The organism is Enterococcus sp. DIV0802b (assembly GCF_050543535.1).
GTDB lineage: Bacteria > Bacillota > Bacilli > Lactobacillales > Enterococcaceae > Enterococcus_D > Enterococcus_D entomosocium.
On record NZ_CP172941.1, the window covers coordinates 2,921,632 to 2,948,044 of the forward strand.

Annotated in this window: 23 protein-coding genes; 5 read left to right on the forward strand and 18 right to left on the reverse strand. The window is 43.2% G+C overall.

Annotation, left to right across the window (positions count from 1 at the left end):
* Positions 1-40: 40 nt before the first annotated feature.
* From IGJ12_RS13635 to gnd, 6 genes are read right to left on the reverse strand one after another with little or no spacing between them, the layout of a single operon-like run.
* Positions 41-547, reverse strand: a complete 507-nt coding sequence (locus tag IGJ12_RS13635) for a PTS system mannose/fructose/N-acetylgalactosamine-transporter subunit IIB (RefSeq protein WP_005234049.1) — start codon at positions 545-547, stop codon at positions 41-43.
* Between the two features lie 18 nt (positions 548-565).
* Positions 566-1,423 (reverse strand): PTS system mannose/fructose/sorbose family transporter subunit IID, encoded by an 858-nt coding sequence (locus tag IGJ12_RS13640; protein ID WP_008380577.1) that lies wholly within the window; start codon positions 1,421-1,423, stop codon positions 566-568.
* Positions 1,424-1,442: 19 nt separating this feature from the next.
* Entirely contained in the window at positions 1,443-2,276 is an 834-nt protein-coding gene (locus IGJ12_RS13645; RefSeq protein WP_008380575.1) for a PTS mannose/fructose/sorbose/N-acetylgalactosamine transporter subunit IIC, read from the reverse strand.
* An 11-nt stretch (positions 2,277-2,287) separates the two neighbouring features.
* Positions 2,288-3,391, reverse strand: a complete 1,104-nt coding sequence (locus IGJ12_RS13650) for an iron-containing alcohol dehydrogenase family protein (RefSeq protein ID WP_430619130.1) — start codon at positions 3,389-3,391, stop codon at positions 2,288-2,290.
* Between the two features lie 15 nt (positions 3,392-3,406).
* Positions 3,407-4,408 (reverse strand): D-isomer specific 2-hydroxyacid dehydrogenase family protein, encoded by a 1,002-nt coding sequence (locus IGJ12_RS13655; protein WP_016612775.1) that lies wholly within the window; start codon positions 4,406-4,408, stop codon positions 3,407-3,409.
* Between the two features lie 11 nt (positions 4,409-4,419).
* Complete coding sequence (gene gnd / locus IGJ12_RS13660) at positions 4,420-5,319, reverse strand: phosphogluconate dehydrogenase (NAD(+)-dependent, decarboxylating) (RefSeq protein ID WP_008380568.1); 900 nt, start codon at positions 5,317-5,319, stop codon at positions 4,420-4,422.
* A gap of 152 nt (positions 5,320-5,471) precedes the next feature.
* Between gnd and IGJ12_RS13665 the strand changes: the two genes are divergently transcribed.
* Positions 5,472-6,323, forward strand: a complete 852-nt coding sequence (locus IGJ12_RS13665; protein WP_008380566.1) for a MurR/RpiR family transcriptional regulator — start codon at positions 5,472-5,474, stop codon at positions 6,321-6,323.
* Between the two features lie 257 nt (positions 6,324-6,580).
* Here the strand turns inward: IGJ12_RS13665 and IGJ12_RS13670 are convergent, their stop codons facing one another.
* The 3 genes from IGJ12_RS13670 to IGJ12_RS13680 all read right to left on the reverse strand — a co-directional run bounded on the left by IGJ12_RS13670 (position 6,581) and on the right by IGJ12_RS13680 (position 9,368).
* Positions 6,581-6,952 (reverse strand): YccF domain-containing protein, encoded by a 372-nt coding sequence (locus IGJ12_RS13670; protein WP_008380564.1) that lies wholly within the window; start codon positions 6,950-6,952, stop codon positions 6,581-6,583.
* Between the two features lie 160 nt (positions 6,953-7,112).
* On the reverse strand, positions 7,113-8,177 hold the full coding sequence (locus tag IGJ12_RS13675; RefSeq protein WP_008380562.1) for a DUF1002 domain-containing protein: 1,065 nt from the start codon (positions 8,175-8,177) through the stop codon (positions 7,113-7,115).
* Positions 8,178-8,354: 177 nt separating this feature from the next.
* Entirely contained in the window at positions 8,355-9,368 is a 1,014-nt protein-coding gene (locus IGJ12_RS13680) for an acyltransferase family protein (protein ID WP_086298042.1), read from the reverse strand.
* 235 nt (positions 9,369-9,603) lie between these two features.
* Here IGJ12_RS13680 and IGJ12_RS13685 point away from each other — a divergent pair, with 235 nt between their 5' ends.
* Entirely contained in the window at positions 9,604-10,395 is a 792-nt protein-coding gene (locus IGJ12_RS13685) for a helix-turn-helix domain-containing protein (RefSeq protein WP_061053219.1), read from the forward strand.
* 46 nt (positions 10,396-10,441) lie between these two features.
* Here the strand turns inward: IGJ12_RS13685 and IGJ12_RS13690 are convergent, their stop codons facing one another.
* Positions 10,442-11,110, reverse strand: a complete 669-nt coding sequence (locus tag IGJ12_RS13690) for a CPBP family intramembrane glutamic endopeptidase (protein WP_034872126.1) — start codon at positions 11,108-11,110, stop codon at positions 10,442-10,444.
* A gap of 396 nt (positions 11,111-11,506) precedes the next feature.
* Here IGJ12_RS13690 and IGJ12_RS13695 point away from each other — a divergent pair, with 396 nt between their 5' ends.
* Genes IGJ12_RS13695 through IGJ12_RS13705 form a run of 3 tightly spaced genes read left to right on the forward strand, consistent with a single transcriptional unit; the run spans position 11,507 to position 14,060 of the window.
* Positions 11,507-12,481, forward strand: coding sequence for an ABC transporter ATP-binding protein (locus tag IGJ12_RS13695; protein WP_005234036.1), 975 nt, complete (start codon positions 11,507-11,509; stop codon positions 12,479-12,481).
* Entirely contained in the window at positions 12,478-13,281 is an 804-nt protein-coding gene (locus IGJ12_RS13700) for an ABC transporter permease (protein WP_016621669.1), read from the forward strand. Before IGJ12_RS13695 ends, IGJ12_RS13700 begins: the two co-directional genes overlap by 4 nt.
* A 5-nt stretch (positions 13,282-13,286) precedes the next feature.
* Positions 13,287-14,060, forward strand: coding sequence for an ABC transporter permease (locus IGJ12_RS13705; protein ID WP_086298045.1), 774 nt, complete (start codon positions 13,287-13,289; stop codon positions 14,058-14,060).
* Between the two features lie 922 nt (positions 14,061-14,982).
* Here IGJ12_RS13705 and IGJ12_RS13710 read toward each other — a convergent pair.
* From IGJ12_RS13710 to IGJ12_RS13745, 8 genes are all read right to left on the reverse strand, one after another.
* Positions 14,983-17,898 (reverse strand): FAD-dependent oxidoreductase, encoded by a 2,916-nt coding sequence (locus IGJ12_RS13710; RefSeq protein ID WP_420694323.1) that lies wholly within the window; start codon positions 17,896-17,898, stop codon positions 14,983-14,985.
* A gap of 138 nt (positions 17,899-18,036) precedes the next feature.
* Complete coding sequence (locus tag IGJ12_RS13715; RefSeq protein WP_034878349.1) at positions 18,037-18,876, reverse strand: SDR family NAD(P)-dependent oxidoreductase; 840 nt, start codon at positions 18,874-18,876, stop codon at positions 18,037-18,039.
* A gap of 87 nt (positions 18,877-18,963) precedes the next feature.
* Complete coding sequence (locus IGJ12_RS13720) at positions 18,964-19,632, reverse strand: hypothetical protein (protein ID WP_086298051.1); 669 nt, start codon at positions 19,630-19,632, stop codon at positions 18,964-18,966.
* A 12-nt stretch (positions 19,633-19,644) separates the two neighbouring features.
* Entirely contained in the window at positions 19,645-21,765 is a 2,121-nt protein-coding gene (locus tag IGJ12_RS13725; RefSeq protein ID WP_086298053.1) for a hydantoinase/oxoprolinase family protein, read from the reverse strand.
* 17 nt (positions 21,766-21,782) lie between these two features.
* Positions 21,783-23,111, reverse strand: a complete 1,329-nt coding sequence (locus IGJ12_RS13730; protein ID WP_005234027.1) for a hypothetical protein — start codon at positions 23,109-23,111, stop codon at positions 21,783-21,785.
* 115 nt (positions 23,112-23,226) lie between these two features.
* Entirely contained in the window at positions 23,227-24,510 is a 1,284-nt protein-coding gene (locus tag IGJ12_RS13735) for an MFS transporter (protein WP_086298056.1), read from the reverse strand.
* Between the two features lie 87 nt (positions 24,511-24,597).
* A complete protein-coding gene (aroE, locus tag IGJ12_RS13740) occupies positions 24,598-25,446 on the reverse strand; it encodes a shikimate dehydrogenase (RefSeq protein WP_008380533.1) in 849 nt (282 codons plus the stop codon).
* 30 nt (positions 25,447-25,476) lie between these two features.
* Positions 25,477-26,328 carry a sugar phosphate isomerase/epimerase family protein gene (locus IGJ12_RS13745; RefSeq protein WP_086298059.1) on the reverse strand — a complete coding sequence of 284 codons (852 nt, stop codon included), beginning with the start codon at positions 26,326-26,328 and terminating at the stop codon, positions 25,477-25,479.
* Between the last annotated feature and the right edge of the window lie 85 nt (positions 26,329-26,413).

Below are 26,413 nucleotides of genomic sequence, written 5' to 3' on the forward strand. Positions count from 1 at the left end.
CTCACAATATTCCTTAGAGATAAATGAATTAGTGTGCTACTTATAACTTGAACTGCTTCAACACATCTTTAAGTGTTGATTTCGGTGCAGATGGCGTTGCTTGAAAATAGATTGATTCCACACCATATTCTTCATTCATCTCTTTGAGTTTTTGCGCATCAGCTTGATTTAAATAAACAGATTTTGTAACGAGAAGATCCTTTTCAGGATCTTTTTGGGCGATACCGCCTATGTTCAATTCTTTCATCGGCACGCCATGTTTGACTAAGTCGTACATCACGCTGACGGTTTTGGCGATCAAGATACAGTTGTAATCTTTGAAGTTGTATTCATCCCAGTAAAATTTGGCTTTTTCTGGTGTAACGACGATCGTTTTTTGCCCTGTTCGGCTACCGGCATTTTTGTATAGTTCCCGCATGAACTTATCCTTAGCTACTACCTCATCCACTACAAAGATCGAGTTGACTCCGCTTTTTTGCGACAAGGTCATCATGACCTGCCCATGGATCAATCGCTCGTCTACTCGTGCTAAATTTACTACACCCATTTTTGACACTTCCTTTTCTTATAAAATACCGACACCGGCTAAAATAATCAGAATCAAAGTCAGCCATAGCAATGCTTGCGTGACTTTTAATCCTTTCTTTGTATAGAACCAGTAGACGCCCATTACAACTGCTAACGGCAAGATCCCTGGTACAATCTGATCAAGGATATCTTGGATAATAAATTCTCGTCCAGAAATATCAAACTGCAGCGAAGAACTGACTTTGACATAGTTTCCAGCCAGAACCCCCATCATAAACAAACCGAGAACCGACAGTGTTTCAATGGCAGTTTGAACACCTGTACTCTGCATCAAGCCAGTTGCGTTGCGTCCCATTGAGAACGCTTGGCGGGCAAAAAACATTCCTAGAGAAACTTGATACAGTGCAAAGCAAATGAACGGAAACAACGCACCTAGCGGACTTCCTTGCTGTGCCCAAGGGACGGCAATCGCAATAAAGATATATTGAACGGTTCCTGAGTCGATGGCATCCCCGATTCCTGCTAAAGCACCCATCAAACCAGCTTTCGTGTTGTACATTAGATCATCCTGCATCAAGATCTCTTTTTTCTCATGCTCTTCCTCGGCTCGCTGTTGTTCCATTGATGACATCAGCCCAGTAATAACACCGCCACCCCAACTTAGCTGGGTATTGAAAAACAACAGTTGGCGTTTGTAGGCAGCTTTCAGTGCCTCATCGTCTTTGTAAAGTTTGCGCAAAATCGGCATCATGGCGTATAAAAGCGATGGTGATAAATACCGTTCAAACGAATGCGGGATCTCATTGGCGAAATGCCATCTTAGGTATGCTTTTGTGACATCTTTCTTCGTGATTTCTTCCGGTGCGCCTTGCGCTTTTTGAATTATTTCGGTCATTACTGCTCCTCCTTATCGATTAGAACCCGTCATCATAGTCATCGTCATCATCAAAGGATGGTGATGCTGTATTCGTTTCTGGGGCTGGGGCCAATTTTCCTTTTTGTGACTGAACAAAAATCAACGCGATCAAAATACCAAAAATCGCATAGGTGACCATGGTAATTTCCAGCGAACTGAAAACTACACTCATGAAATAGGCCAAGAAGAAAAAGACCATATAATCTTTTCGACCGATCACATAGACGGTAGTTGCAATCCCGATCGCTGCCAATCCGCCGCCGACTACTTCTAAAATATGGATAACGACTGTCCCCTCAAGAGCATTGATGACATCAGCAATCAGTGGAGCGCCTAAATAAAGTGCAATAAATACCAGCGGAACAAATAAAATAAATGAAGCCAGCGTTGGGTATAAAATTATTGAACGAGTCATTGCTTTGTCATTAAGATCTTCCACTGCTTTATCCGTATATTTTCCTAAGAAGGTATTGATAAAGAAACGGAACTGATATAAATAACTCCCAAGCAAACCAACAGGTACGGCAACAGCAATCGCTGCTTCTGGTTGCAGATTTCCTAGCAAAGCTACCGGTACGGCAATCGCCGCTGCAATCGAAGGTTCCGCCGGCATGGATCCGCCGGGAGAAAATACCCCCATGTAAATCATTTGTAAAGCGGCAGTGACGATCATGGCTTGAGGCACATTTCCCATCACCAGTCCGACAACTAATCCCGTCATCAACGGTGAAAAACGTAAAGTCAGTGTGGCGCCTCCGCCGAGCCAACGAGACATGACTGCTGCAACCCATAGCGCAATCAGTAAACTTTGTGTAACACTTAATGTATCCATTTTTCCTCCTCCTAAACTTCTTTCAAATAGTTTTCTAAATCAAGAACAGCTTCTTTCAAGCGTTCTTTGGTGATTAAGACTGGAATCAAGTGTACTTTTTCTTTTGAATCTATGAACTGCACCAACTTATCAATGACTTGTGCATCTTCAGGAAAAATACCCATTTGATGTAAACTCATTGGTAAGTGCAATTCTTGATAAAAGGGGATCAACTGATCGATGACCGTCCATTTTTCTTCAAGCGCTAATTGATAAAACATCCCATAGGCAACCTTTTCCCCGTGAAGAAAACGATGACTCTCAGGAAGATATTTACTGATGGCATCATGCATCGCATGCGCCGCTGCATTGCGGGCATATTTATCGCCTAGCCCGCCTACCATTCCAGCAACTGCAATAACGATCTCCGACAAATGACAAAAGGCGTCTGTCACTTCCTGCCGCTTCATATCTTCAATCGCTTGTTTCGATTGTGTCAAAATAGCTGTTTCGCATAATTTTGCTGTATAGCCTGCCATTTGCAAGAAAGGCTCATTTTTCAAATGTGGTTGGGCTAAGATTGCTTCCGATTCAATCCACTTTGCCAACGTATCTGCTAAACCGGCGATAAAGTAGGAGACTGGTGCATCGATCACTAACGTCGGATCGGTAATCAAAAAAGCAGCCTGTCTTAAATAGTGTTCCGACTTCCCTTCAGATTCTCCCGACTCTTTATACATGACAGACAAGGGTGTCCATGGTGCACAATTACTGGCCAATGTTGGGATCAGTCCAAAGGGTCGATTGACTACATGTGCTGCATATCCCACTAAGTCGGCTAACGTCCCGCCACCAACCCCCAGAATAAAATCGATCGCCAGTTCTTCAACAAGATCAGCAATCAGTCCAGCGCCATAATAGCTACATTCTCCTGTGTAGCGATGATAAAAAATTTCCAAATGCGCATCTTCTAAAAAGGGTAATTTTGGTTTCGCTTTTTCCCATGAAACCGTTCCATGTACGAGCAGCAGTCGTTTTACTTTGTACTCTTTTAATACTTCCGGCACATAGTCGATCGCGCCTTCATGGTAACGATAAACTTGCGGTCCAACCTTTACTTTTAAATCCGTTAGCACGAGCTTCACTCTCCTTTATACAGCCAAAAACCGACTTTCCGCTTGAACAGCACGGTCTGGCAGCAGTCCCTTAACGATTCGTTCAATATCCGTTACACATTTGTTTCCCATCTCTTCTAAGCATTCCATAGTATAAGCTGATGTATGCGGTGTCATAACTATATTTTCAAAAGCTAAATACGGATGATCTTTATGACCAGGCTCTTCCTCTAAGACATCGGTGGCAAGACCAGCGATTTTCCCACTTTTTAATCCGCTTACAATTGCCTCTTCATTCAAAAGTGCGCCACGGGCACTATTGGAGAGATACACTTGATCTTTCATTTTTGAAATTTCTTCAAAGGAAATCATATGATAATTTTCCTCCGTCAAGTTAGCACATAGACAAATAATATCTGATTTTGCTAGCAGCTCGTCTAGATCGACTTTTTTTCCGCCATAGCTTTGAATATGCAAAGCGGACTTATATGGATCGTATGCCAAAATCTCGCAGCGGAAACCATTTCTCAATATTTCTACTACACAACTTCCAGTATTGCCGACACCAATCACGCCTACTGTCTTGTTAAATAGTGCGCGTCCGACAAAGTTCGCTCGTTTTTCCCATTGATCTTCGCGGACTTTTGTATTCGATTCAACTGTACAGCGCAGAAGCGCCAATAGATTGGTCACATTATTTTCTGCTACTGCATCACGCTCGACCAAAGCTGGAATGATCGAAACAATCGTTTGGTGGTCCTTCGCTGCTTCTAAATCAATATTGTTATAGCCGATCCCGTGGCGTGTGATCAGTAGCAATTCATCTTTGTACTCAAAAAATTCTTTGGTAAAAAATGGGGTAACACTTGCTATAATGATGTTGTATCCCTTAAGCTTTTCTGCCAATTCTTTCCCGTTGATTTCGCTATCGAACGTGAAAGGACTGACAGTTCCGATTGCTTTCAACCGCTCGATATGTTGCGGAAAGATTTTTCCAAAGCTGCTGGAATTCACTATAGCGATCTTAAACTGTTCCATATTCTTCCTCCTTACTCTTTTGCAACAATCTCATGACCACCAAAACCATTCCTTAGCGCAGAGACGACTTTTGCTGAGAAACTGTCTTCTTCTTGGGACAAATTTCTCATAAACAAACTCATAGCGATCGTCGGTACAGCAACATTCATCTCCAAAGCCGTTTCCACTGTCCACCTAGCTTCACCAGAAGCTGCAACAACCCCGCGATATTCCTCCAACTTAGGGCTCTCATTAAATTGGGCCGCTGCGATTTCCATCAGCCAGCTGCGAATAACCGATCCATGATTCCATACCTCCGCGACGGAAGCCAAATCAAAGTTATAGGCACTTTGTTCAATCAATTGAAAGCCTTCACCGATCGCTTGCATCATTCCATATTCGATACCGTTATGGACCATCTTTAGAAAATGACCGCTTCCTGATTCCCCTGCGTAAAGGTAGCCTCCTAAAACAGCCACATCTGCAAACAAAGATTCCACCTCTAAAAAAGCGATCTCATTCCCGCCAATCATCAAACATGCATCTTTTCTAGCTCCGGAAACCCCACCAGAAGTCCCACAATCAAAGTAATGCACCTCTTTTTCTTTAAACCAGGCTGCTCGGCGAATCGAATCTTTGTAATTAGAATTTCCGCCTTCAATCACGATATCTTTCGCTGATACAAGGGTCCATAGTTCTTCAAGAACCCCCTCAGTCACCGTTCCCGCAGGAAGCATCAACCATAAAATCCGTCGGCCGCTAAAGGAATTAGTCAAATCAGCTAGCGTTTGATAGAGTGTGATTCCAGCTTCTTGCGCTGTTTTCTGCGCATGTACCGAAAGATCCAGCCCTTTTACTTGATAACCTTGATCTTTTAAATTGAGGGCTAAGTTCAATCCCATTTTTCCAAGTCCGATAATTCCTACCTCCATGATAGCGCCTCCATTTCATACTTCCATTATACAAAAAAATATTTTTTTGTAAACAATAAAAATAAAAATAATTTTTATTTGCTTTTTTTCTTTAAAAGAGGTAACGTAACAATACAAAGATGATAATGTTCATATAAAGGAGGTAACCGTCTTTGACTGTTTCGATTCGACTGCAAATAAAAACGCTTTATAAAGACTTAAGTCTCAAAGAACAAGCGATTGCCGACTACATTTTGGAAAATCCTAGTAAAGTCAGCCACAGTTCAATCAGTGATTTATCCAATGAATTAGGCATCGCTGATTCGACCTTTTTTCAATTCACAAAAAAACTCGGTTACAACGGATTTAAAGACTTCAAAATGGCAATGCTGATGCAGGAAAATGATTTTTCTGCCATTTCGATCCATGAAAATATCCAGAAGTCTGATAATGAATTGACTATGGCTCAAAAAGTATTTGATTCCAATATGACCACACTGACTGATACCAAAAATCTTTTAAAAGAAGAAGATTTAAAGATTGCTGCTGCAATGATCAATAAATCTAAACGACTTTTTTTCTTCGGCGTTGGTGGTTCAGAAATCGTGGCAACCGATGCCTATCACAAATTTTTGCGCTCGCCGATCACTGTTTTCCACAGCAGTGATTATCACATCCAACTGATGGAGGCTTCATTGTTGACGCCAGATGATTGCGGCATTTTTATCTCTCATACTGGAAAATCAAGAGAAACCATTGAACTAGCTCAAGTTGCCAAAAACAATGGTGCCAAAATTATCGTCATTACTAGCCATGCTGCTTCTCCTTTAGCCAAACTCGGCGACGTGGTTTTCATCTCTATTTCCGAAGAAACTGAGTTTCGCTCAGAGGCATTGGCATCCAGAATCGCTCAACTGAGCATCATGGATTCCCTCTATGTCATCTTAATGTTTATTAATCGAGACAAAGCACAACAATCGATTGCCAAAATTCGGCGCTCCATTTCAAAAATCAAAGAACCCTGAGAAGGGAAGAAAAAAACTTAACATTTTTCTGTGTTTCGCTAAATCTTTTGTGAATCACGGTTGATATGCAAAAAAACTTGTGTGTTTTTTCCTGTCCTCTTCTTTGGTTTCTTAACAACTTTTTCAGTTCTGAAATTCAACTGCGGTGAGCCTGCCAAAAATCTTGTCCCTTACTCTTGCTGATATTCGCAAAAAAACCACATCACAAAGCTATCCGCTCTGTAATGTGGTTTTTTAAGACTATTTTTTGGGGTAAATCAATAACGACTAGACACAATCTCTGCTCCAAAGGGCATCAACGCTAAGCGCGCCATTTTCAATGATTGCGCCGCAAATGGAATGCCGATGATCGTGATGGCTAGAAGGACTGCGCTAGCTAAATGTCCTAAAGCCAGTGGTATACCAGAAAAAATCAACCATAAAATATTGAGAATCACGGACACGCCACCGCCACGGTAAACGATGTCTTTCCCAAATGGTGCTAATGACAAAGTCGCAAACTTAAAACATTGCAGACCAATGGGAATGCCGATGATGGTAATACACCATAAACACCCAGCCAAAAACCATGAGATCGCACCGATCAAGCCGCCAAAGACAAACCAAATCACGTTGCCTAAAAAATTCATCTGATTGCCCTCCTTCTCTTTTAATAAAGACTGCTCCTGTTTTAGCAAAGAAAGCAGAGGACATCGTTAGCACTCAGATGTGCACTAGCGTCCCTGCTCCTTCCCCTGCGCTCTTCTCTTTTTTCTTAATACAAGCGAAATACGTTATTTTGTAAAATGCTTATTGTCCAGAATCAACCGTTGATTCGCTGCTGTTATTTGATTCATTTGAGTCATTGCCGAAGACACCGGTGATCGAAGACCAGATGCCGCTAAAGAAGCTCTTGATATTTTCCCAAAGGCCCTTAGAGGTTTCTTCGATTTGCTTGCGAGCTTCTGACAGATCCAATTCTTTGATGAAGTCATCGAAGATATTGTTGTCTCGCATGTCGCTCATCAAAGAAGTCAATTCAGAAATTTGATTTTCCGTAACGATTCCTTCAAGTCCGTTGTCCTTCAAGGCTTTTTCTACTGTCTCTTGAATATCTGCTTGAGTCAATTCCGTACCATCTGCGGTTTGAGCAGCCAAATCGGTTTTCGCTTGTTCTTGCGCAGCATTCAAAGCTTCATCGGAATAGCCTTCTTTGTCTTTGTTCTCTTCGGTGATCGTAGAAAGCACATCCATCTCATCTTGAGCTACAGCTACTCGATTCTGATTGATGACGCCGCCTGATTCTTCAACGATTTTGTAAACCCCAGCTAAAGCACCGGAACCGTCGATCGGTACAGCAGAAGCAACCGTTAGCTTCGCATCAGTGATCCCTGCCGTCAGCGCCGCATTTTGATACTGGGCTGCGGTGATGCGGGTAATGTTATCTGGTGTCGCGATATCGACAGTGATTCCTGCCCCGCTTTCTAGCGTCTGCATTCTGACCGAGCTATAGACCGCCCAATCTGCGGTAAAGCCACCATCGGGAATGTATTTCATCAAGTCATTACCGTTTGTCGTATAAATCGGTGTTTCGCCTTGGATGCCTAAGCGCTCAAGTGTGTAGTCTTCTTGTGCTTTCGTCAAGGCATTTCCGATCGCCACAGCATTGACTTGCAAACGATCTGAACTGCTGTCAGAGGTACTTGTTTGACTGTCGGTAGTGGCTGTCGTTGCGGTAGAACTGCTTGTTGCAGTGGAACTGCTCGTCGTTGAATTGGTTTCGTCAGCAAAAACTTGTGGTGCTGCTAATAAAACTTGGCTAGATACCAAGAGAGTCGCTAAAATCATCGCTGGTTTTCGAGTCTGTTTTTTCATCACTATATCCTCCAAGTGTTGATCTCTTTTTCAGGGATTTTTCCCTCTTACTGCTGTTATTGTACTATAGGTTTTCTTGCAAAGCCTACGTCTAGGGTCTGAAATGAAGAAAAACTTAGAACTCTGCTGCTATTTAAAAAAGGCGTAATTTGGTATTATCCTTGGCGCAGCAATGCTTTAGGCGCTTTTCTTTTCATCAACTGTTTTTTTAGCAAACCCAACAGCATAGGATTTGAAATGACTGCCCACTTTCCTCAAGCCGAGAAAGGCTCCCGTTAAAACTATCGTATAAAAGAACAACGGAAACCCTCCTAGTGAAAAAAAGACTTTCCCGGATTCCAGAAACAGCGGGTGACTCAGAAAGATCAATCGACTAGCCTCAGCTGTCTGTTTTTCTTGCCAAGTCCGCTTTTGTGGTTGCTGCTTGATCAGCCAAGCAAGGAAAAAAAGAGTCGTCGGCACAAAGAACAGCATGAAATTCTTATCGTCCCCCTGATTGAGATACACCAGTCGACCTTCAATGCCTAATAAGCAAAGAGAGACCGCGAATTTTCTGCCAAGATGCTTCGTGAAAAAAGGACGTTTCTGGTGTTCACCTAAACAAAACCCGCACAGCAAAAAAAGAAACCCATAAAAAAGACCGTTTCTCGTTGTAAAAAATAGGGTCCGATAATTTTGATAAAATACCAATAAAGGTCCACTTAAATAACTGCTGTACGTTTCAAGACAGCCAATCAAATACAAACTGATCGCCAGTAAAAACTGCCACCGATAGCCAAGAAAACGGGTTTTCCTTACTAACCACATGCCAAAGAGCAACGCTGGAAAATACCAAAGATGGTACCAGACCCCTACTGTTAAAAAGCCAGCAGCCAAACCGATGACCCGTAATGGATCGGCAAGATTTTGCTGTCCTAAATAAAACCAACCTAAGGGAAGGTACACGATCGACCAACGCAAATAAAGCTTGAGTTGTCGTTTGCACCATTGCTTCCATGAACAGGTGCTCTTTTGAAAAAAATAGCCATTCAGCAGCAGAAAAAAAGGAACCGCCAAACGACATAAGAGACTCTTTAACAAAAAATGAAGCCCGTTGTTTTCTGCCAGTCGACCACAGTGAACGAGAATCACCAGTAAGGAAGCGAAGAATTGGGTATAGCCAATTGGAACCATAAGGTGTTTTGTCTTCATTCGATCGTTTCTCCTTTCTCCGTCAAATTTGATCAAACATACTTCACTCTACTGGACCTTTCTTTTTATGACCAGCACTGAAAGCTTCCAGAATAGAAAGACAGTGCAACAAGTAGAAACATTGATAAATAAAGGATGTTACCCTTTGTTGCATCGTTAATTTCATAGATCCTCGTTCGCATAGAAAAGAGTTTGCTATAATATATAAGAAGAATGATGGAGGCAAAACAGACACATGGATATTGGGAAAATTATTAAAGAAGAACGCACCAAACGAAATCTCACGCAAGAACAATTGGCGCAGGAATTTTTTGTCACTCGGCAACTGATTTCAAAATGGGAAAACGGCAAGAGCTATCCTGATCTAGACCAAGTAGTCAAACTGAGCAACTATTTTGAATTGACCTTGGACTATTTATTAAAAGAAGACAAACAGATGGTCCAAGAACTCAATCTGACCACTCACCGAAAACGAATTGGCCTCGTATTGATCGCCCTTTTGACTGTTCTCAGTATTAGCTTAAGTACGATTTTGCTGGCAGGATTTTGGATCGATCCAGTCTTTTTCACAAAAGAAGACCTAACGATCACTTCTATTAAAAAGTACCACTTGCCTGCCACTGAGATAACGAATCAGGAAACCGGACAAGTGATTCAGCTGCCTGAAGATACGGAATACTTGATCACTTATACGATCGATCGGCCAATGGTAAAAACGGGCCGTCTGTCGGGTTATAAAGAATACAGCAGCGAAAATGCCAGCCAATTAATGGTTTCGGGTTATCACGGTTTTCATTTTGGCACGCAAACAAGCAAAATCATCATTCGCAGCAATCGCGAAGACAATTTAGCTGCACCAGAATTAAATGCAAACAAGGATCTTTATCTTCGTAATATGAATAAAGCGCGCGCCTATCAAAAATCTGCAGCAGGTGACGCATTTTCTATCGAAGACGAAGGCGATCTCCTCTTTACTGCAGAAGAACTGGAACAATTACCCTTTGAACAAGGACAACTGCCAGAGTAAACAAAAACCACCGAATCGTTTTGATCGGTGGTTTTTTGCTGACTTCTTATCCTAGCAAGATCATTGCGATCGCCGCCAAGGCGTTATTGAGAAAATGCATGGCGATGGCTGTTTCTAAGCGCTTGGTTTTTACATAAATCAACGCCATGATCAGCCCCATAGCACCGTAGATCAAAAACTCGACCAGGTTGGTGACGGAATGGATGATACTAAAAACGGCTACACTTGAAATGATCCCGACTATCGGGTATTTCTTGAATAAAAGGCCGATAAACCCACCACGGAAAACGATTTCTTCCATGATTGGCGCCGCCACAGCGATCAATAGGAAGATCAAAAGCGGATTTTCGCCTGTAAACAGTTCCCCTAACAATGCATCATTCGCGGTCGCCTCTTGATCGGATATATGCTGCAGATACATGGTACCACCAACAGCAACGACTCGACCTAAAACAAAACCACCGATGATCCATAGCCAGTTGCGCTTCGTTGACCACCCAAAGTCAAAGGTGGCAAGTCCTAGCTTCCGAGCCAAATACATCAGTAGGCCAATGTTTGCCAAAAGCAAGGCAATCAACCCGTAGCTCATCATCGCAGGAATCCTCGGCTCTCCTGCTTCCAAATAATAGATTTTTACCACACTGAATACGGTCATCCCTACTTGACTTAGTAAGAATAAGCCAATCAAAATAAATAAGTTCTTTACTGCTTTCATGCTCTCCTCCATCGTTTGCTCATTGCATTTTGCAGGATTGGGTTACGACAAATCATGACACAGTCCATCACTTGGTTCCCCATATATCCAGAAACTACTTAGCCGCTATCGGCTTGTTTCTAATGATACTGAGTTTCCTCAGTATTTACAACAAATAAAAAATAAAAACAGTTATTTTGCGTATTTTATCCAACAAACCACGTTTTTTCTTTCGCTGCCCTCAAAAAAATATAAGTAGTGTTTGAAAAAAGCGCTCTCTTATGCTACACTGTTCCTACTTTTGTTTGGCTGACGAACCGCTGCCCCAACCATGTTCGTTTGGACCAACTCGTTGCGAGTATTCGATTTCGAATGCTCTTTTTGTCGCGTTTGTCAAAAGAAAGTGAGTGAATCCAAATGATCCAAGTAGAACACCTCAGCAAGACCTTCCAAGTGTCCAAGCGAAAAAGCGGCTTTCGCCAAGCAGCCAAAGCATTTCTTTCTCGTGAAACCACCACCGTCCATGCGTTGCAAGACATCAGCTTTACCATCAATGAAGGCGAAATGGTTGGCTACATCGGGCCTAATGGTGCTGGAAAAAGTACCACCATAAAAATCATGTGCGGGATTTTGACCCCTGATCAAGGCATTTGTCACATCAATGGTCGTACGCCTTGGCAAGAACGTATTCAACATGTCAAAGACATCGGCGTCGTCTTCGGGCAGCGCAGTCAACTCTGGTGGGATGTCCCCGTCAATGACAGCTTTGATTTGATCCGTGATATCTACAAAGTCGACGCTGCTAGTTATCAGCGCAACCTAGAAGAATTAGTCACCTTACTAGATTTAGGTGAGATCTTAAAAACCCCTGCTCGGTCCTTGAGTCTCGGTCAGCGTATGCGCTGTGAGATCGCCGCCTCCTTACTCCATGACCCCAAAATCTTATTTCTTGATGAACCCACCATCGGTTTAGATGCTGTATCAAAGATTGCCGTGCGTCAGTTTATTAAAAAAAGAAACCAAGAAAAAGGCACCACAGTCATCCTAACGACCCACGATATGCAAGATATCGAGGCGCTGACACAGCGAATTCTGTTGATCGGCAAAGGGCAAATTTTGCTGGATGGTCGCCTCGATGAACTAAAGCATCGTTTTTCTGATGTCAAAACGCTGGAGATCGACTATCAAGGGAATGAACCTCATCTGCCAGAAAACGTCCAGCTGCTTCAAAAAGACGTTGGTCGCCTTGTTCTGAAACTTGATCCCAAAGAAGTGTCGGTCGCTCAGCTGCTCAGTCTGCTCAGCAATCAAGTCGAGATCACCGATTTGGCCGTTGCCAGTATCACCGCCGAAGAAATGGTCGCTAAGCTGTATCAGGAGTATCAAATATGAGGAAGTATCAGGCATTTTTCCGCATTCGCTTTATCAATACCTTGCAATACCGCTCGGCGGCAATTGCCGGGATGGCTACGCAACTAGCTTGGGGCTTGATGGAAATTCTGGCATTCCACGCCTTTTACCAAGCAGATCCTAGTGCCTTTCCCATGACCTTTCAACAAACCGTCTCCTATGTTTGGCTCCAGCAAGCCTTCTTGTCTTTATTTATGTTGTGGTTCTTTGAGGCAGAAATTTTCAATACCATCACCACAGGGACGATCGCCTACGAACTTGTGCGGCCGATGGATCTATACAATCGCTGGTTTTGCCAATCGGCTGCCAATCGCTTAGCAAAAGCCGTCTTGCGTTGCGGACCGATTTTTGTGATTGCCTTTTTACTGCCAGCACCTTATCGCTTGATTCTGCCAGCAAACATCGTTGCCCTGTTCTTGTTTCTTTTGTCTATGGCGCTGAGTTTAGGTGTAGTGATCGCTATGTCGCAGCTGGTCTATATCTCGACTTTTTACACATTATCCTCCATCGGGGTGCGGATCGTCATCAGCTCCATCGGTGAATTTTTAGCTGGCGGGGTCATTCCTCTGCCTTTCTTTCCACAGCCTTTTCGCCAATTCGTGGAACTATTGCCTTTTGCTTCCATGCAAAACGTCCCGCTGCGAATTTACAACGGGGATCTGACTGGCTTTGCGCTTGTTTCAGCATTGCTCTTACAAGCGTTTTGGCTCGTACTTTTGATCGTGATCGGAAAAATTTGGCTGCAGCAGGCACTCAAGCGTGTCGTTGTGCAAGGAGGTTAAGGAATATGGTTTATTGGCATTATTTTTGTATTCATCTCAAAAGTCAGATGCAATATAAAGTTTCCTTTGTGTTAACTGCTTTGGGACAATTTCTAGGTTCCTTTACTGCTTTTTTAGGCATTTGGTTTATGTTTACCCGGTTTCATCAAGTGGATGGCTTCACCTTTGAAGAAGTCTTGCTTTCCTTTGCGACGGTTTTGTTTGCCTTTTCGATTGCGGAATGCTTCTTTCGCGGGTTCGATCTTTTTCCACAAATGATCAGTAATGGCGAGTTCGATCGGGCACTCGTGCGCCCTCGCTCCTTGATCTTTCAAGTCTTAGCTTCCAAAATGGAGTTCTCTCGTCTCGGTCGTTTTATTCAAGCCTTGCTGTTGTTTGCTTATGCGATTCCCAATAGTGGAATTACTTGGCATTTTGGAAATGTCCTGACTCTTTTTCTAATGATCGTCTGCGGCGCCCTCTTTTTCGCCCTATTGTTCTTAGTGTATGCCGCCATTTCCTTCTTTACGATCCAAGGACTTGAATTTATGAATATTTTTACCGATGGTGCCCGAGAATTTGGCCGCTACCCATTTAGTATCTACGGAAAACACGTCTTGCGTTTGTTGACCTACGTCGTGCCGATGGCTTGGTTTCAGTATTATCCATTCTTGTATGTCATTGGTCGGGTAACTAATCCTTGGTGGATCTTATCACCGTTGGTTTGTCTGCTCTTTGCCTTTCCCGCCTTCTTCTTTTGGCGAGTAGGTTTGAAGAATTATATTTCTACGGGTTCGTAGAACAAGCAAGAAGCCCTTATAGACATCAATCATTGAAGACGCATCCTCTAATGATTGGTGCTCTTTTTCTTTTCGATAATTGTAAAATTGCTCAGTCGCTTTTTATTTGAGCAATCACGTCACTGATATACTGTAAATATTTATCCCCTTAAAGACAAAAACTGGCTAGGAAAAGCAAGCAATCTCTGGTAAGATAAATAAAAACGTAAAAGAGGACCAGTTATGGAATATTTAGCGATTTTACTTGTTTTCTTTCTATTGAATGTAGTGATACTTGTACTTGGATTGAAGAAGAAACGAATCATGCTGCTTTTTCTGTCACTCTCTGGTTTATTGTTGGTTTGCTTGATTGCCATTTCTTACGTTTTCTTCTATTCAAATACACTTTAAGTTGTCAAAAACACGGGGAGATGGCTACGAACCTACCGAAACAAACGAGGCTGTTTTAGTCATTACACCCGATTTAGAAGCTATTAGACACACACAATTTGTGTCCACCTTCAAACAAATCGCTGTTCTTTTGCTCTTTATCAAGTCTAGCGAAAGCAACATATGCACCTTTGATGTCGGTGATATCGTCCCCATCTTCGCAGCAACCTTTGTGGATGCCGTGCGTTCGCCGATCACTCTTCCAAGTCCGAGGTAGAACGATGTACCACTTATGTTTTTTTGCAAAGTAGATTGACAGTGGCTACAGGCGACCAATCAGTCGTAAACGACAAGTTTGTTAAAATCACACGAAAAAACCAGAACCCCCGAAAGGATCGTTCTGGTTTTTTTGCTGATTTGATTATCTAGAGAAACGACCTAAATCGCTCTGATTCTAGCCAAATTTCTGAAAGAGAATTATAGAAGGATTCTCCTAGCTGATCCGTCATCGACGCTGGTTTCTCAATTTAGCAATAAAGCGAAAAAGCGGATTCTACGCTTTTTTCGGTCTTTTCGTCATTTCCCAAACAGCTTCTGCTGCTAATTTCCCAGAAGTCAATGCCCAGGCATTATTGGCACCTGATGGAGAGTCTGATCCCATGACGCCTCCCACAACTTCACCTGCAGCATAGAGCCCTTTAATGGGCTGGTTTTGCTGATTCAAAACTTGCAACGAACGATTGACCGCTAACCCACCTAGCGTAGTCGCAAACCGAGGCTTTTGTTCGATAAGATAATAGGGACCTGCACCAATCGGTTCTTGCAAGTATTCAGGTGCACGGTGAAACTCTTCGTCGCTTCCTTGCGCTACCCAGTAGTTAAAATTATCCACTGTTTCGATCAGTTGTTCTACAGGCATCTGCGCTTTGATGGCTAACTGTTCTAACGTGGCAGCTTTAAGAATACGAGGTGTGGCCTTTCCTTCTTGCGCAATCCAACAAGCCAGCTCTTCACTGGTGATTCCGCCTTCTGCTACACCTTGGCTGAAATGCTCAAAGTGTTTGCCGTCTAGCAATAAATAAAGCATTGGCGAGCGTTGTCTTAATAATGCTTCTAATACTAGCTTATTGCTAGCTCGCTCATTTACTACCCGCTTTCCAAATTGATTCACTAGAATACCGTTTTCTTTCAACACGATCAGATTGCCACCAATCGTTGATTTCGCCACCCCTTGAGAAATTTCCAATCCATTGGGATAGATTTTTCCTTGATCCATCGCTCGCGTTTGTGCCTTTAAAGCAGGAATGGTTGCCATCAACAGACCATCGCCGGTGGCAGATTTTGGTCCATAATACAAAATTTGCTTGAATCTTTCCTTGAGTAAGGAGGCATTATTCCCATAGCCACCGGTTGTCATAATGACCGTTGGGGCATAGATCATATGAGTTTTCCCTGATTCTTCGACGGCTTTGACGCCTATGACATTATTTTGATCATCTACTAGTAGCTGTTGGGCTTTCGTTTGGAGCAAGACCTGAACCCCACTATTCTGTAGTGTTTTACGGACGGTCTGGGCAAATCCAGCGCCGCCCCCTTGATAAGCAAGTTCGCGATTTTTTTGATATTCTGGTAGGACGTGCAGCCCTTGCTCCATATCGTAGGCTACACCTAAGTATTCATGGACCCAATCTGTGGTTTCTCCTACGTTCTCAGCGAAAAGGGTCAAAAGGTTTCGATCGTTCAGCCCATTCCCGTTTTCCAGAAAATCAGCCACCATTGCTGTCGGTGTATCATCTTTTACACCAGCAATCTGTTGTAGTTTCGAACCAGTCACGATTTGGTTTCCACCACTAATAGAGATCGCTCCACCCACAAAACTTAATTTTTCCAGTAAGATGACCTTTCGTTCTAACTGATCCGCTCGCAATGCAGCAGCAAGCCCAGCGGCGCCTGAGCCAATGATCACTACATCAACTGCTTCTTCAACCACTTCTTCTGACCAAGCCACGACTGGCTTTGGCCGTGCTTTGAGGACCTCTACATCGGCGCCTGCAAGTTTTACCGCTTCTTCCACCCCTGCGATCACCCCTTGACTGGAAGCAGAAGCACCAGAAACAGCATCGACATTCAGCGTTTGTCCTTCAATGATCTGTGCCGGAATTCTCGTAAAGACTAAATCAGATAAACCTTCAGATTCATTGCCTTTATCAATCGTAATCTTTTCAATCGTTTCCTTTGAAAAAGTCACTTGCATTTCAATCGGACTATTGTGTCCTTGGGCTTGTACAAGATAAGTCCCTGGTTGGTAAGCGACTTTCCGCTTTTGGAGTTCTTTCAAGCGTTCATGCTTTTGTTTCTCCTCTTCTGGATCAATGACCATATCTTCCATAAACTGCCACAATGGTGTTGGGATTTTCAACTCACTTTGCGCATGACTAAGAGCAAAATGACGAACAACTTTCTTCTCGGCGATCATCTGAACCCAATTAGGTTCGACTAAAAATCCTTTCCCGATGGCAAGCAAATCGTAGCCAATTTTCAGTGCTGCTTCTGCGTCTTCTCGTTGCAAGATAGAGCCCACTCCTATAATCGGAATAGTCGAAAGTTCAGGCGAACGCATTGTTAAAAACTTCACAATTAATGGCTCGCTGCTCTCGTTATCAATAATAGAGCTTCGTTGGTACGTTCCCATTGAAAAATGAAGGTACTCTGGCTTGCTTTTCGCTAGTTGATTCAACAAGTACATCGTTTCTTCAAAACAAATCCCAGGCTTTTCCATTTCTTCTGGCGAAAAACGATAACCGATAACAAAGTCTTCAACCGATTCTTCTTGACGGATCCGCTGTACTTCTTTTAATACGGCTAATGGAAAGTGCGCTCTTTTTTCCAGACTGCCTCCCCAATAGTCGTTTCTGCGATTTGAGTGAGGCGAGAAAAATTGTTGGATCAAAAAGGTATTCGCACCATGTATCTCCACGCCATCGTAACCAGCTTTGATGGCACGCCTAGTCGCGTCTCCAAATCGTTGAATCATCGTTAGGATCTCATCATTACTCATTTCTTTCGGAACAGGTGCGTTTGGTCGTAACGCTGCGACGGGACTTGCGCAAATCGGTTGTACTCCACCATTGTACTCAGGCCATGCCATTCGTCCAGCATGATAAATTTGCAGGATCGCTTTTGAGCCTTTTTCTTTGATGGCTTTTGCTAATCTAGTGAGCCCAGCAATTTTCTTGTCTGTATCTACCCCGAGTGCTCCCGGAAACCCACGCCCATGTTCTTCGATAAAGCAGCTTTCTACGATCACTGCCGCAGCTGCACCGGCACGACAGCGATAGTATTCAATGATCTCCTCCGTTATTTCACCATCGTAAAAAGCAGATTGAGTTGTCATAGGTGCCATAACGAGTCGATTTTTAAGTTCAACGCCAGAAGATAGTTTGATCGGTTCAAATAATTCTTTTTTCATAAAAATCAGTTCCTTTCAAATAGCTTGCTTCGTCAGACCGCATGTATTAAGGCATCACGAAATACACCCATCTTTTTCGGACAAGTCGAAAAGATGAGTGTCTCCCCTGTTCAGTTATTACTTACTTCATTTCCCCATTTATTTTTGGTTTTCCGGCCGAGAATTGATGGCATACTGTTTACGCCCACCAGGTTTTGGTACTTGATCCCCCATCATGATCCCAAAACCGCCTTCAACACGTAATTCGTGCCCGTTCGTATAATCGGAACGTTCGCTGGCTAAGTAAAGGACTGCATTAGCAATGTCTTGCACATCGCCGATTCGCTTATTGGCAGTTAAACGTTTCCGCCCCTCTTCAACTTCTGGGTCTGCATAAAAGCTTGCGGATAAAGGTGTCTTCACAAAGCATGGCAAGACACAATTGCTGCGAAGGCCGTACTGCCCCCACTCTGCAGCCATTTGTTTCGACATCATATTAACTCCAGCCTTACTTGGGCTATACGCACCAGAATATGTTTCAGGGCTGATTGAGGCGATCGTTGAGACATGCACCATCCGCCCTGATTTTTGTGCGATCATCACTCGCCCGATTCTTTGAGAAACCAAGAAGTAGCCGTTTAAGTTGACGTCGATCACTTGTTTCCATTCTTCAAATGGTAGATCTTCAAGCAATGAAAATTTCAAAATAGCCGCTGTGTTTACCAAAACATCAATGCGGCCAAAATCTTCTTTGACCTTTTCTGCCAATGCATCTACCTGCGCTTCGATCGTCGAATTGCAGACATAACTGTTTACTTTCACACCGAATTGATCTGCTAGCTGTACAGCATAGTTGGCAAGGTTTTCCTCATGCAAATCAACTAATGCAAGTTGTGCGCCTTGATCAGCAAAGTCCTGTGCGATTTTTTTCCCCATACCACCTAAAGCGCCAGTAATAACTACGACTTCATTCTTAAGATTCAACCAAGATTGCTCCATCATTTATACCACCTCTAATATTGTTATATTCTTCACTAACAATATACCTTGATATGAGCAGAGAAACTAATTCTTTTTTTCCATTGATCAATAGCTTCTGTGAATGGTTTGTTCCTTTAACGCAGTCGTAACGAGCGCTTGAGCGAGCTCAGGATTTTTACAATAGATTATGCAGCTAGCAAGCAATGTAGGGGAATTTTCCAGCTGATAAAACGTCTGTACAAAAGATGCAGCAGCGATCTCACTCAAGGAATAGAGACGTGCCTGTTTTTTCAAAAAACCTATCTGATAGTGCAGTTGTCTTTGAATGGTCCAGAGATTTTTACGATATTCCAATACATGAAACACTTCATGCATGAAAACCAATTCCGTAAGTGTCGTCGCAGGAAGTAATCGGCTTAATTGCTGTGCTTCGATAAAATGCTGCGCTTGCGCCAAGAAATTGCGATCAATCATAATATGATCTGTTTTTTTATAGACAGCAAAGGTATAGCGCTCCTGTTGCGCTTGCGCTTCAGGCAGTTCATTGATCTTTAATGAATCAATGATTCCTTGCAATTCTTGAGGATGCTCTCGATACCAGCGGGCTTCTTGCTTACCTATGCTTTTAGCAGTTTCAATAAAGGACTCTGCCTGCGCAGGATCAACTTTGGCGTGAAGGGGGTCTTGTTTGAACAGCTGCAGGTGAGGATTGGTTGCTTGAGACCATAGGTGTAAAAATTGTTGGCAAAATTCTTCTACTTTCACGGATCTCATTCCTTCCTTGGCCTACTGCAAGCGGTTCGCAGCAATAATAATAATCTCTTCTGTACCAATCAACTGACTTAATTCAATATCGATCAACATCATCAATTGGGTATAATCTGTCGAACTAAAATCAAAGAGACGCGGTCCAGCACAAATATAAAAATCTGGCCGGATGACTAGATCACTTTGGTAGTTCGCCATACTTTCCCAAAGACGAGCGATTTGTTCACTATAACTTTGGATCGTCGTTTTCACGACATCTGCATGGTCTCTTTGCACGCGAATAAAGCCTCGATGATCAATGACACAAACACGATCGCCTTTTTTTGTCGCTGCGCCATAAACATAAAAATGTTCACTTGTAGCACAAGAAACCACGTTTTCTTTAGCAACTTGCAGCTCAGCATAGGCAATGTCTTGCGCTTCTTCACGGTTAATTTGGTTTTGACGCTCAGCGGCTTGAGCAGCTGTGGCACCGGAGGCTCGCGCAGTAATTTTTTGCGTCTGAGGATCGATTTCAATATAGACTTCAATACTATCAGGCGTTGCCCCACTCTCGATCGCCAAAGTAGCTGCTTCTTGCTTGATTGCTGCAATATCCGCTTTTGTTGGATTCGGGACAATTCGTTCCACCACGTCTTGAACGACGGATAACGCCACACCGATCGATGAAATCACTTCAGCATTTTCAGGTATTTTATAATTCAACGACAATTGTTTCGCTGCATGTTTGATCAGTGAAGAGACGCCTCCTCCTACACCTACTAAAGTCATTTGGTTAGGCTCTAATTGATACTTGCGGGCAAAAGATTGAATCACAGGTGCTATTTTTTGGACTGCTTGATCCAATATTTGCTGTGCGACATCCTCCACCGTCGTTTCTAAGTACTTCGCTAAAGGCTGCATGGCTTTTCTGGCCGAATGGGCATTGCCATAGGAAAAATCATCCTTTGTGACATATCCTAAGACATTCGCTGCACAAGAATTCGTGATCGTAATTCGTTTCCCGTTAGCAAGTTTGATTGCAACATAATCTGCTGGGTCACCTTCTTTTGGCGCATAAAGCTCCAGTTCTGGTGCAACGATCTCTTCTTCTGGCAGATACGTACTATATTCTAACCCAGCGATATGGGCACTTCTTGGGCCGACGTCTATCACGCCTTTTTTGTTCACTCGAACCATACTGCCGCCAGCCACACCTAGGACGCGAACATCTAATGAATTGACATACGTCTTATGGCCTGCAATCTCTGAGTAATCGATGACTGGCCGACCATTTTTGATCACGCCAAGATTCGTAGAAGTTCCCCCTACTTCAAAATAAATACCGTTCGACGTTCGCAGATACATCAATGCTCCCATCACGCTGGCTGCTGGACCAGAAAGCATCGTTAGCACCGGTCGTTTTTTCATTTCAACAATTTCCATCAACCCGCCATCGCCCCGCATGATCATCAGTGGTACATCCACACCTGCTTGGCGAACACTATTTTCTGTTGAATTTGCCGTTTCCAGCATCGTTGGCAAAATCGATGCATTGATTGCTGCGGTACGGGTTCTCCGGGATAACCCATATAGTTTGGTCATCTCCGACGCCAAGGTTACTTCGATGCCCTTTCGTTTGGCTACTTCAGCGATTCTTTCTTCTGTTTGTAAATCATCTACACCAAAAGCTGCTGAAGTCACGATGACCTGAGCTTGTGCCTGTTGTAGTTCTGCTAATGCCGCTTCGATTGTTGCTTCTGAAAGCTCTTTTTTAGGAATAAAGCGAGCAACGACTTCAATACTTCTTCCCGTACCTAAATCAATGTCTTTTAATGCCGTTTGCCACTTTGCCAGCCAACCTTCGACGCCGCCCTTTGCTGTACTGATAATGCCGACCTTCGCTACATCTCCTTCTAAGAGTGCATTGGTGGCTTGGGTTGTGCTGTGAGCGACAAAGACCACTTCATCTGGCTGGATCTGATTTTCGGCTAAACACTTAATAAAAGAGGCCACTACACCTTCTGCAACCCCTTGCTCACTTTTGTGGGTCGTTTTTACAGATGACTTTCCAATCACCTCTTGCGTGTCATTGTTGATTGCGACAGCTTTCGTATGAGTTCCACCCACATCAATGCCAATTCGGACACTTCTTCTCATTTTTTTCACCTACTTTTTTAAATCGGGCTATATAACAGGAACGTCGCAATTTCAAGAACCAGCGAAATGACGACTCCTGGTAAAAAAGCAACCTTCATGTAATCTTTCGTATTGATATTATTGAAGCCTAATCCCCAAGCATTCCAAGAAATGGTCAAATCAAAATGACCCATACCGATCATATTAGAAATGAACAACGGATATAAAAACGTCACAGGATAATTGGTTTGATTGCTGATTACTGCTAATAACGCTGCACCACAACCAATCAAAGAAAGTGGCCCGCGAAACCAGGTCAAGGGAGCTAAAAAACCAAAAAGCAAACAAAGCGCTAAGGGATGCGTCGGAATGATTCCTCCTAGCAATGATTCAAAATAAGGTGCAGCGAAGGTTGCAGCTGCATTGAACATCGCAAGGGTCATCCAAAAGGCAACTAAGGTCGCAGTATCTTTGACCCCATCTGCAAAAATACGTGTCAAAATCTGAGAATCTTTTCTAAACCCATCCTTTAAAACACCACAAATCCACAAGGCATAAAGACTCGCACCAATAAAACAAAAGATCACTGGAAATTGAAAGATGATGACTCCTACGACCGGTATAAAAGGGGTAAGTAACGCCAAACTAGGAACGTCTTGAACTTTCGGTTCTTCTCCAACCGCCCAAGCATAGGTCAAACTTTCTACTCTCAAATACCCAATAGCAAAAATCGAAGAAACCAGAATCATCACAAAGAAAGCCAATAATCCAAACGAAAAATAATCATTATAGGTGTAATCAACCCCACCATTCACATTACCAAAAAAGGCTTGATACTGTGTGAAATTGATTGGATTTAAGAAAACACCTGCTGCAACGGAAGCCGAAAAACTAAAGAATGCCACGACTTTAGGAATACCAATCGAAAATAAAATTGGCAATACGATCACGGCGATCGCGATGACAGATCCGGCACCTGACATGGATGAAAAGATAAAGCCGGTAATCAAATTGACAATTACTAGAATAATCGCTGGGCTATCCCCACCTAGTTCCACACTCTTACGAATGATAGTTGCCGCAATGCCCGTTTCCAACAAGATCCTACCAAAGAATGCTCCTACAAAAATATTCATTTGTGAAGCCCCCCAGCGTTCTGGCGCCTGTTGATAGACCTGTGCCAGCATCTCGGTAAAAGGGAGGTTTTCAAATGCCGGATTGGGTGAAATGACATTCCCTATAAGCGGCAACAACACCCATAATGTTGCCATAACGATAAAACCAATCATCAGGTTATATCCTTTGATACAATAAAAAACCATGCCACCAAATGACACTACTAGTAATAAGCCAATCAAGCTATCCATTCTTCTTCTCCTCCATACAAATTACGCCGTTTGAACCTGCAGCCAGATACGCGAAAGCCGCCGTTTAACAAAAGCGAAAAAGGAGGAAGTGGTTGGCCACTATCCTCCAGGACGTTTAGTCCTTTAATTTATCAAATGCGCTGTAGCCAAATACTCTTTTGTGTTGCAGTAACAAATAAACCATCATGACGATCGCTAAAACCGCAGCTGCGAGTAATAAGCCCATCATAATAAAAATCGCTTGCGTTTCTCCTACTGACCGAGTCATGGAAGCAACGATGTAAGGTAAAAAGGTACTTGCTAAGCCCATCCAAGTATAGTAGATCCCGGTATTTCGACCTTTTGGTCCAGGGCAAAACATTTGTCGTACCCCTAGCCCAGTTTGCAACGCTCCTCCGGCAGCAAAGAAACCCAAGAAGGCGATACTGATATAAATCACTACGACATGTTGGATCACTAATACCATCCCTAACGCAAGAGCGATGAATACCGTATCAATAAACAAGACTTTTAAGGGATTCCAACGCAATTTCCCCATCATTACTGCCCAAAACAAAACAGCCACCATTGAGCCAAAAGTATAGATCGATGTTAGCCCTGCTGACTGCATCTCAGTCAAACCAGCATTCGTCAAACCAAACGCTTTGGTATACTGTTGGGCGCCGTACATGATGAACATACAGATGAAACCAAAGAACATTGTGAAGAAGTTAACGACCATATTCGGCTTAACAAGCATTCTGGCCTTCATTGCCGCAACTTCTTCTTGAACCGCATTCGTTTCTTTTCCATCGACGGTTGCCGCTTTTTCTTTCATCATGTCATCATAGGCGAATGGCGCGATAGCTGCTAAAATCGTGCAGACGATCGATAGGACTAATGGAATAATAATCCCCATCGACTGATTCCCAGACCCGATGAAATTTACCACAAGTAAGGGATAGATAACCCCTGACAAAGAAACAAAAAACTTGATCCCAATCATTGCTGAAGCCGCATATTTCGGTGCTGCTTCTTGAGAAGCGGGATACAATGCAGCATCCCAGAAACCAGAAGTCGCCACCCCTGCGATAAAGGCACAGACAGACGCGATCACCATATTCGTCGTCAGTAACAGACCTAAAAAGCATAGCGTATACAAAACAGCCCCCATGACCGCCATTTTTTTGCGTCCCACTTTATCCGAAATTTCTCCACCGATCCAGACGGTCAAAAATTTTCCTAATCCGGTCGCAGTGATGGCCAACGATACCGCAGCGGCTCCTGCAGAAGCATCGGTATAGCCCCATTTATCCGAAAAATAAGTCGCATTTTGGCTTAAAATAATGGCTTGGATCCCATGAGTGAAATAACACATATAGATAGTTGCCAGTGACAAAATATACTTTTTTGCTCTCATTTGTACGCTCCTTATAAAAGAACATCCAGCTTTCCTACGAAATACCCACAGGGAAATTTTCGTAGGAAAGGGATACTCGTTCCCTAGTTAGTTTGCTCTGACAGGCAGTTCCTTGCCAGTAAACAGTTTAAAGGCGGCTTTTCCTTGTCCCACCAGCATTCCTTTTCCACCCACGGTCTTACACCCTTTTGCGCTGGCATCTTTCAATAACTGGGTCATTGGTGGGTTATAGATCGCATCAGCCACCGTCAAATCTGCATGCAGTACCTCTGTGTCTGCAATCGGTGTCGCTGTATTTCCTTCACCCATTCCAACAGTCGTTGCATTCACTAAACAATCGGCTCCTTTTATTTTTTCAGCAAGTAACGCTTGATCCGTCAGATCATAAATATCAATTACTAGATCAGGGTAATATTCTTTAATGCGAGCAACGGTCTCTTTGCCTTTTTCATAAAATGCATCTTTGATGTTGAAAATTGCAATGGAGGCTGCGCCTTCGATCGCCAATTGGACTTGGATCGCGGTGGCAGCTCCACCAGCTCCGATCACAACAAATTTTTGATCTTTCATTTTTACATCGTGTGCTTGCAGATTATCAACAAAGCCGACACCATCGGTAATATGGCCGACGAGCTTGCCTTCATCATTGACGATAGTATTGATGGCACCAACCATTTTTGCAGCGGGGGTCAATTCATCCATGTATTCTGCCGCTGCCGTCTTGCAAGGCATCGTGACATTTCCACTCATTTTGAAGGTTCGAAATGCCTCGATCGCCTGGGCGACTTGGTCTTCTTTAATGTCAAAAGCTAAATAAACTGCATCGATATCAAGCTGGTCAAAGCCATAATTATACATGGCTGGCGAACCAGAATGCCCAACAGGTGTACCGATCAATCCTAAGAGCTTCGTTTTTCCCGAAATTTTTTCGCTCATCGTATTTCCTCTTTTCTATTTGATTTTTTTTTACGCAAGCAATTCTGGCCATGCGTTTTGGATCACTTCAATACTCGTTTTGTAATTTTGCTCTGCTGCTTTTTGATAGCCTTGACTTAAAATCGGATCAGAAATCACTTCCGTGCCTACAACACGAGGCTTGATGCCGTGTACTTTTAGTGCCCGTAAGAAGCCTTCGGTATCACCCCATCCTGTTCCTGGACATAAGCGATCGTGCATCGACTCATCCCGTAAGATCGTATCAGGATATCGTCTTTCTAAAACATCACAAATTTGGATCGAAACAACTTTCTCCGCTGGGACCCCTTCCAAGTCAGCTGCTGTCATGTTGGCTCTCGCCCAGTGCCATGTATCTAGGATCAGCATCCCATTTTCACAATCTGCCTCTTTGACAATATTCCATGCACTAGCTAGATCAGGAACACCGCTATAAGGCATGAATTCTAACCCAATGACTAATTCTTTTGCTCGTGTACATAGTTCTTTAAAGGCTTGGATATGAACCTCTGCTGGGTATTTTTCCATTAAGCCACAATTGATGTGCCCAACACCAAACAAACGTGCCATATGATAGATCGTTTGCTCTTTAAATTGTTGCAGCAGTGTTTCCGGTGTTTCCATCGTTTTATTTGGATCAGCCCACAAGGTGATATATTCGACCTCGGTTACTTTCATGTCATGTTCTGCAAGAATTTCAAGCATCCGCTCATCAGAATAGCCTTGCTTCACAGCAAGCATATAGGTCTCCGCACGTAAACCGATCCCGTCGTATCCTGCCTCTTTCGCGATCTTCACTCTGTCTTCAAAATTAATCTCTGTCCCTAATGTGTAAGAGCTAATCGTCAATGGAATGTTTCTCATGTTATTTCCCCCTTTAAAAGTCTGTAAACAACTACTACTTGGTTTACAGCTGGAAATAAAAACACGAACTAAAAAGCGGCCGCAG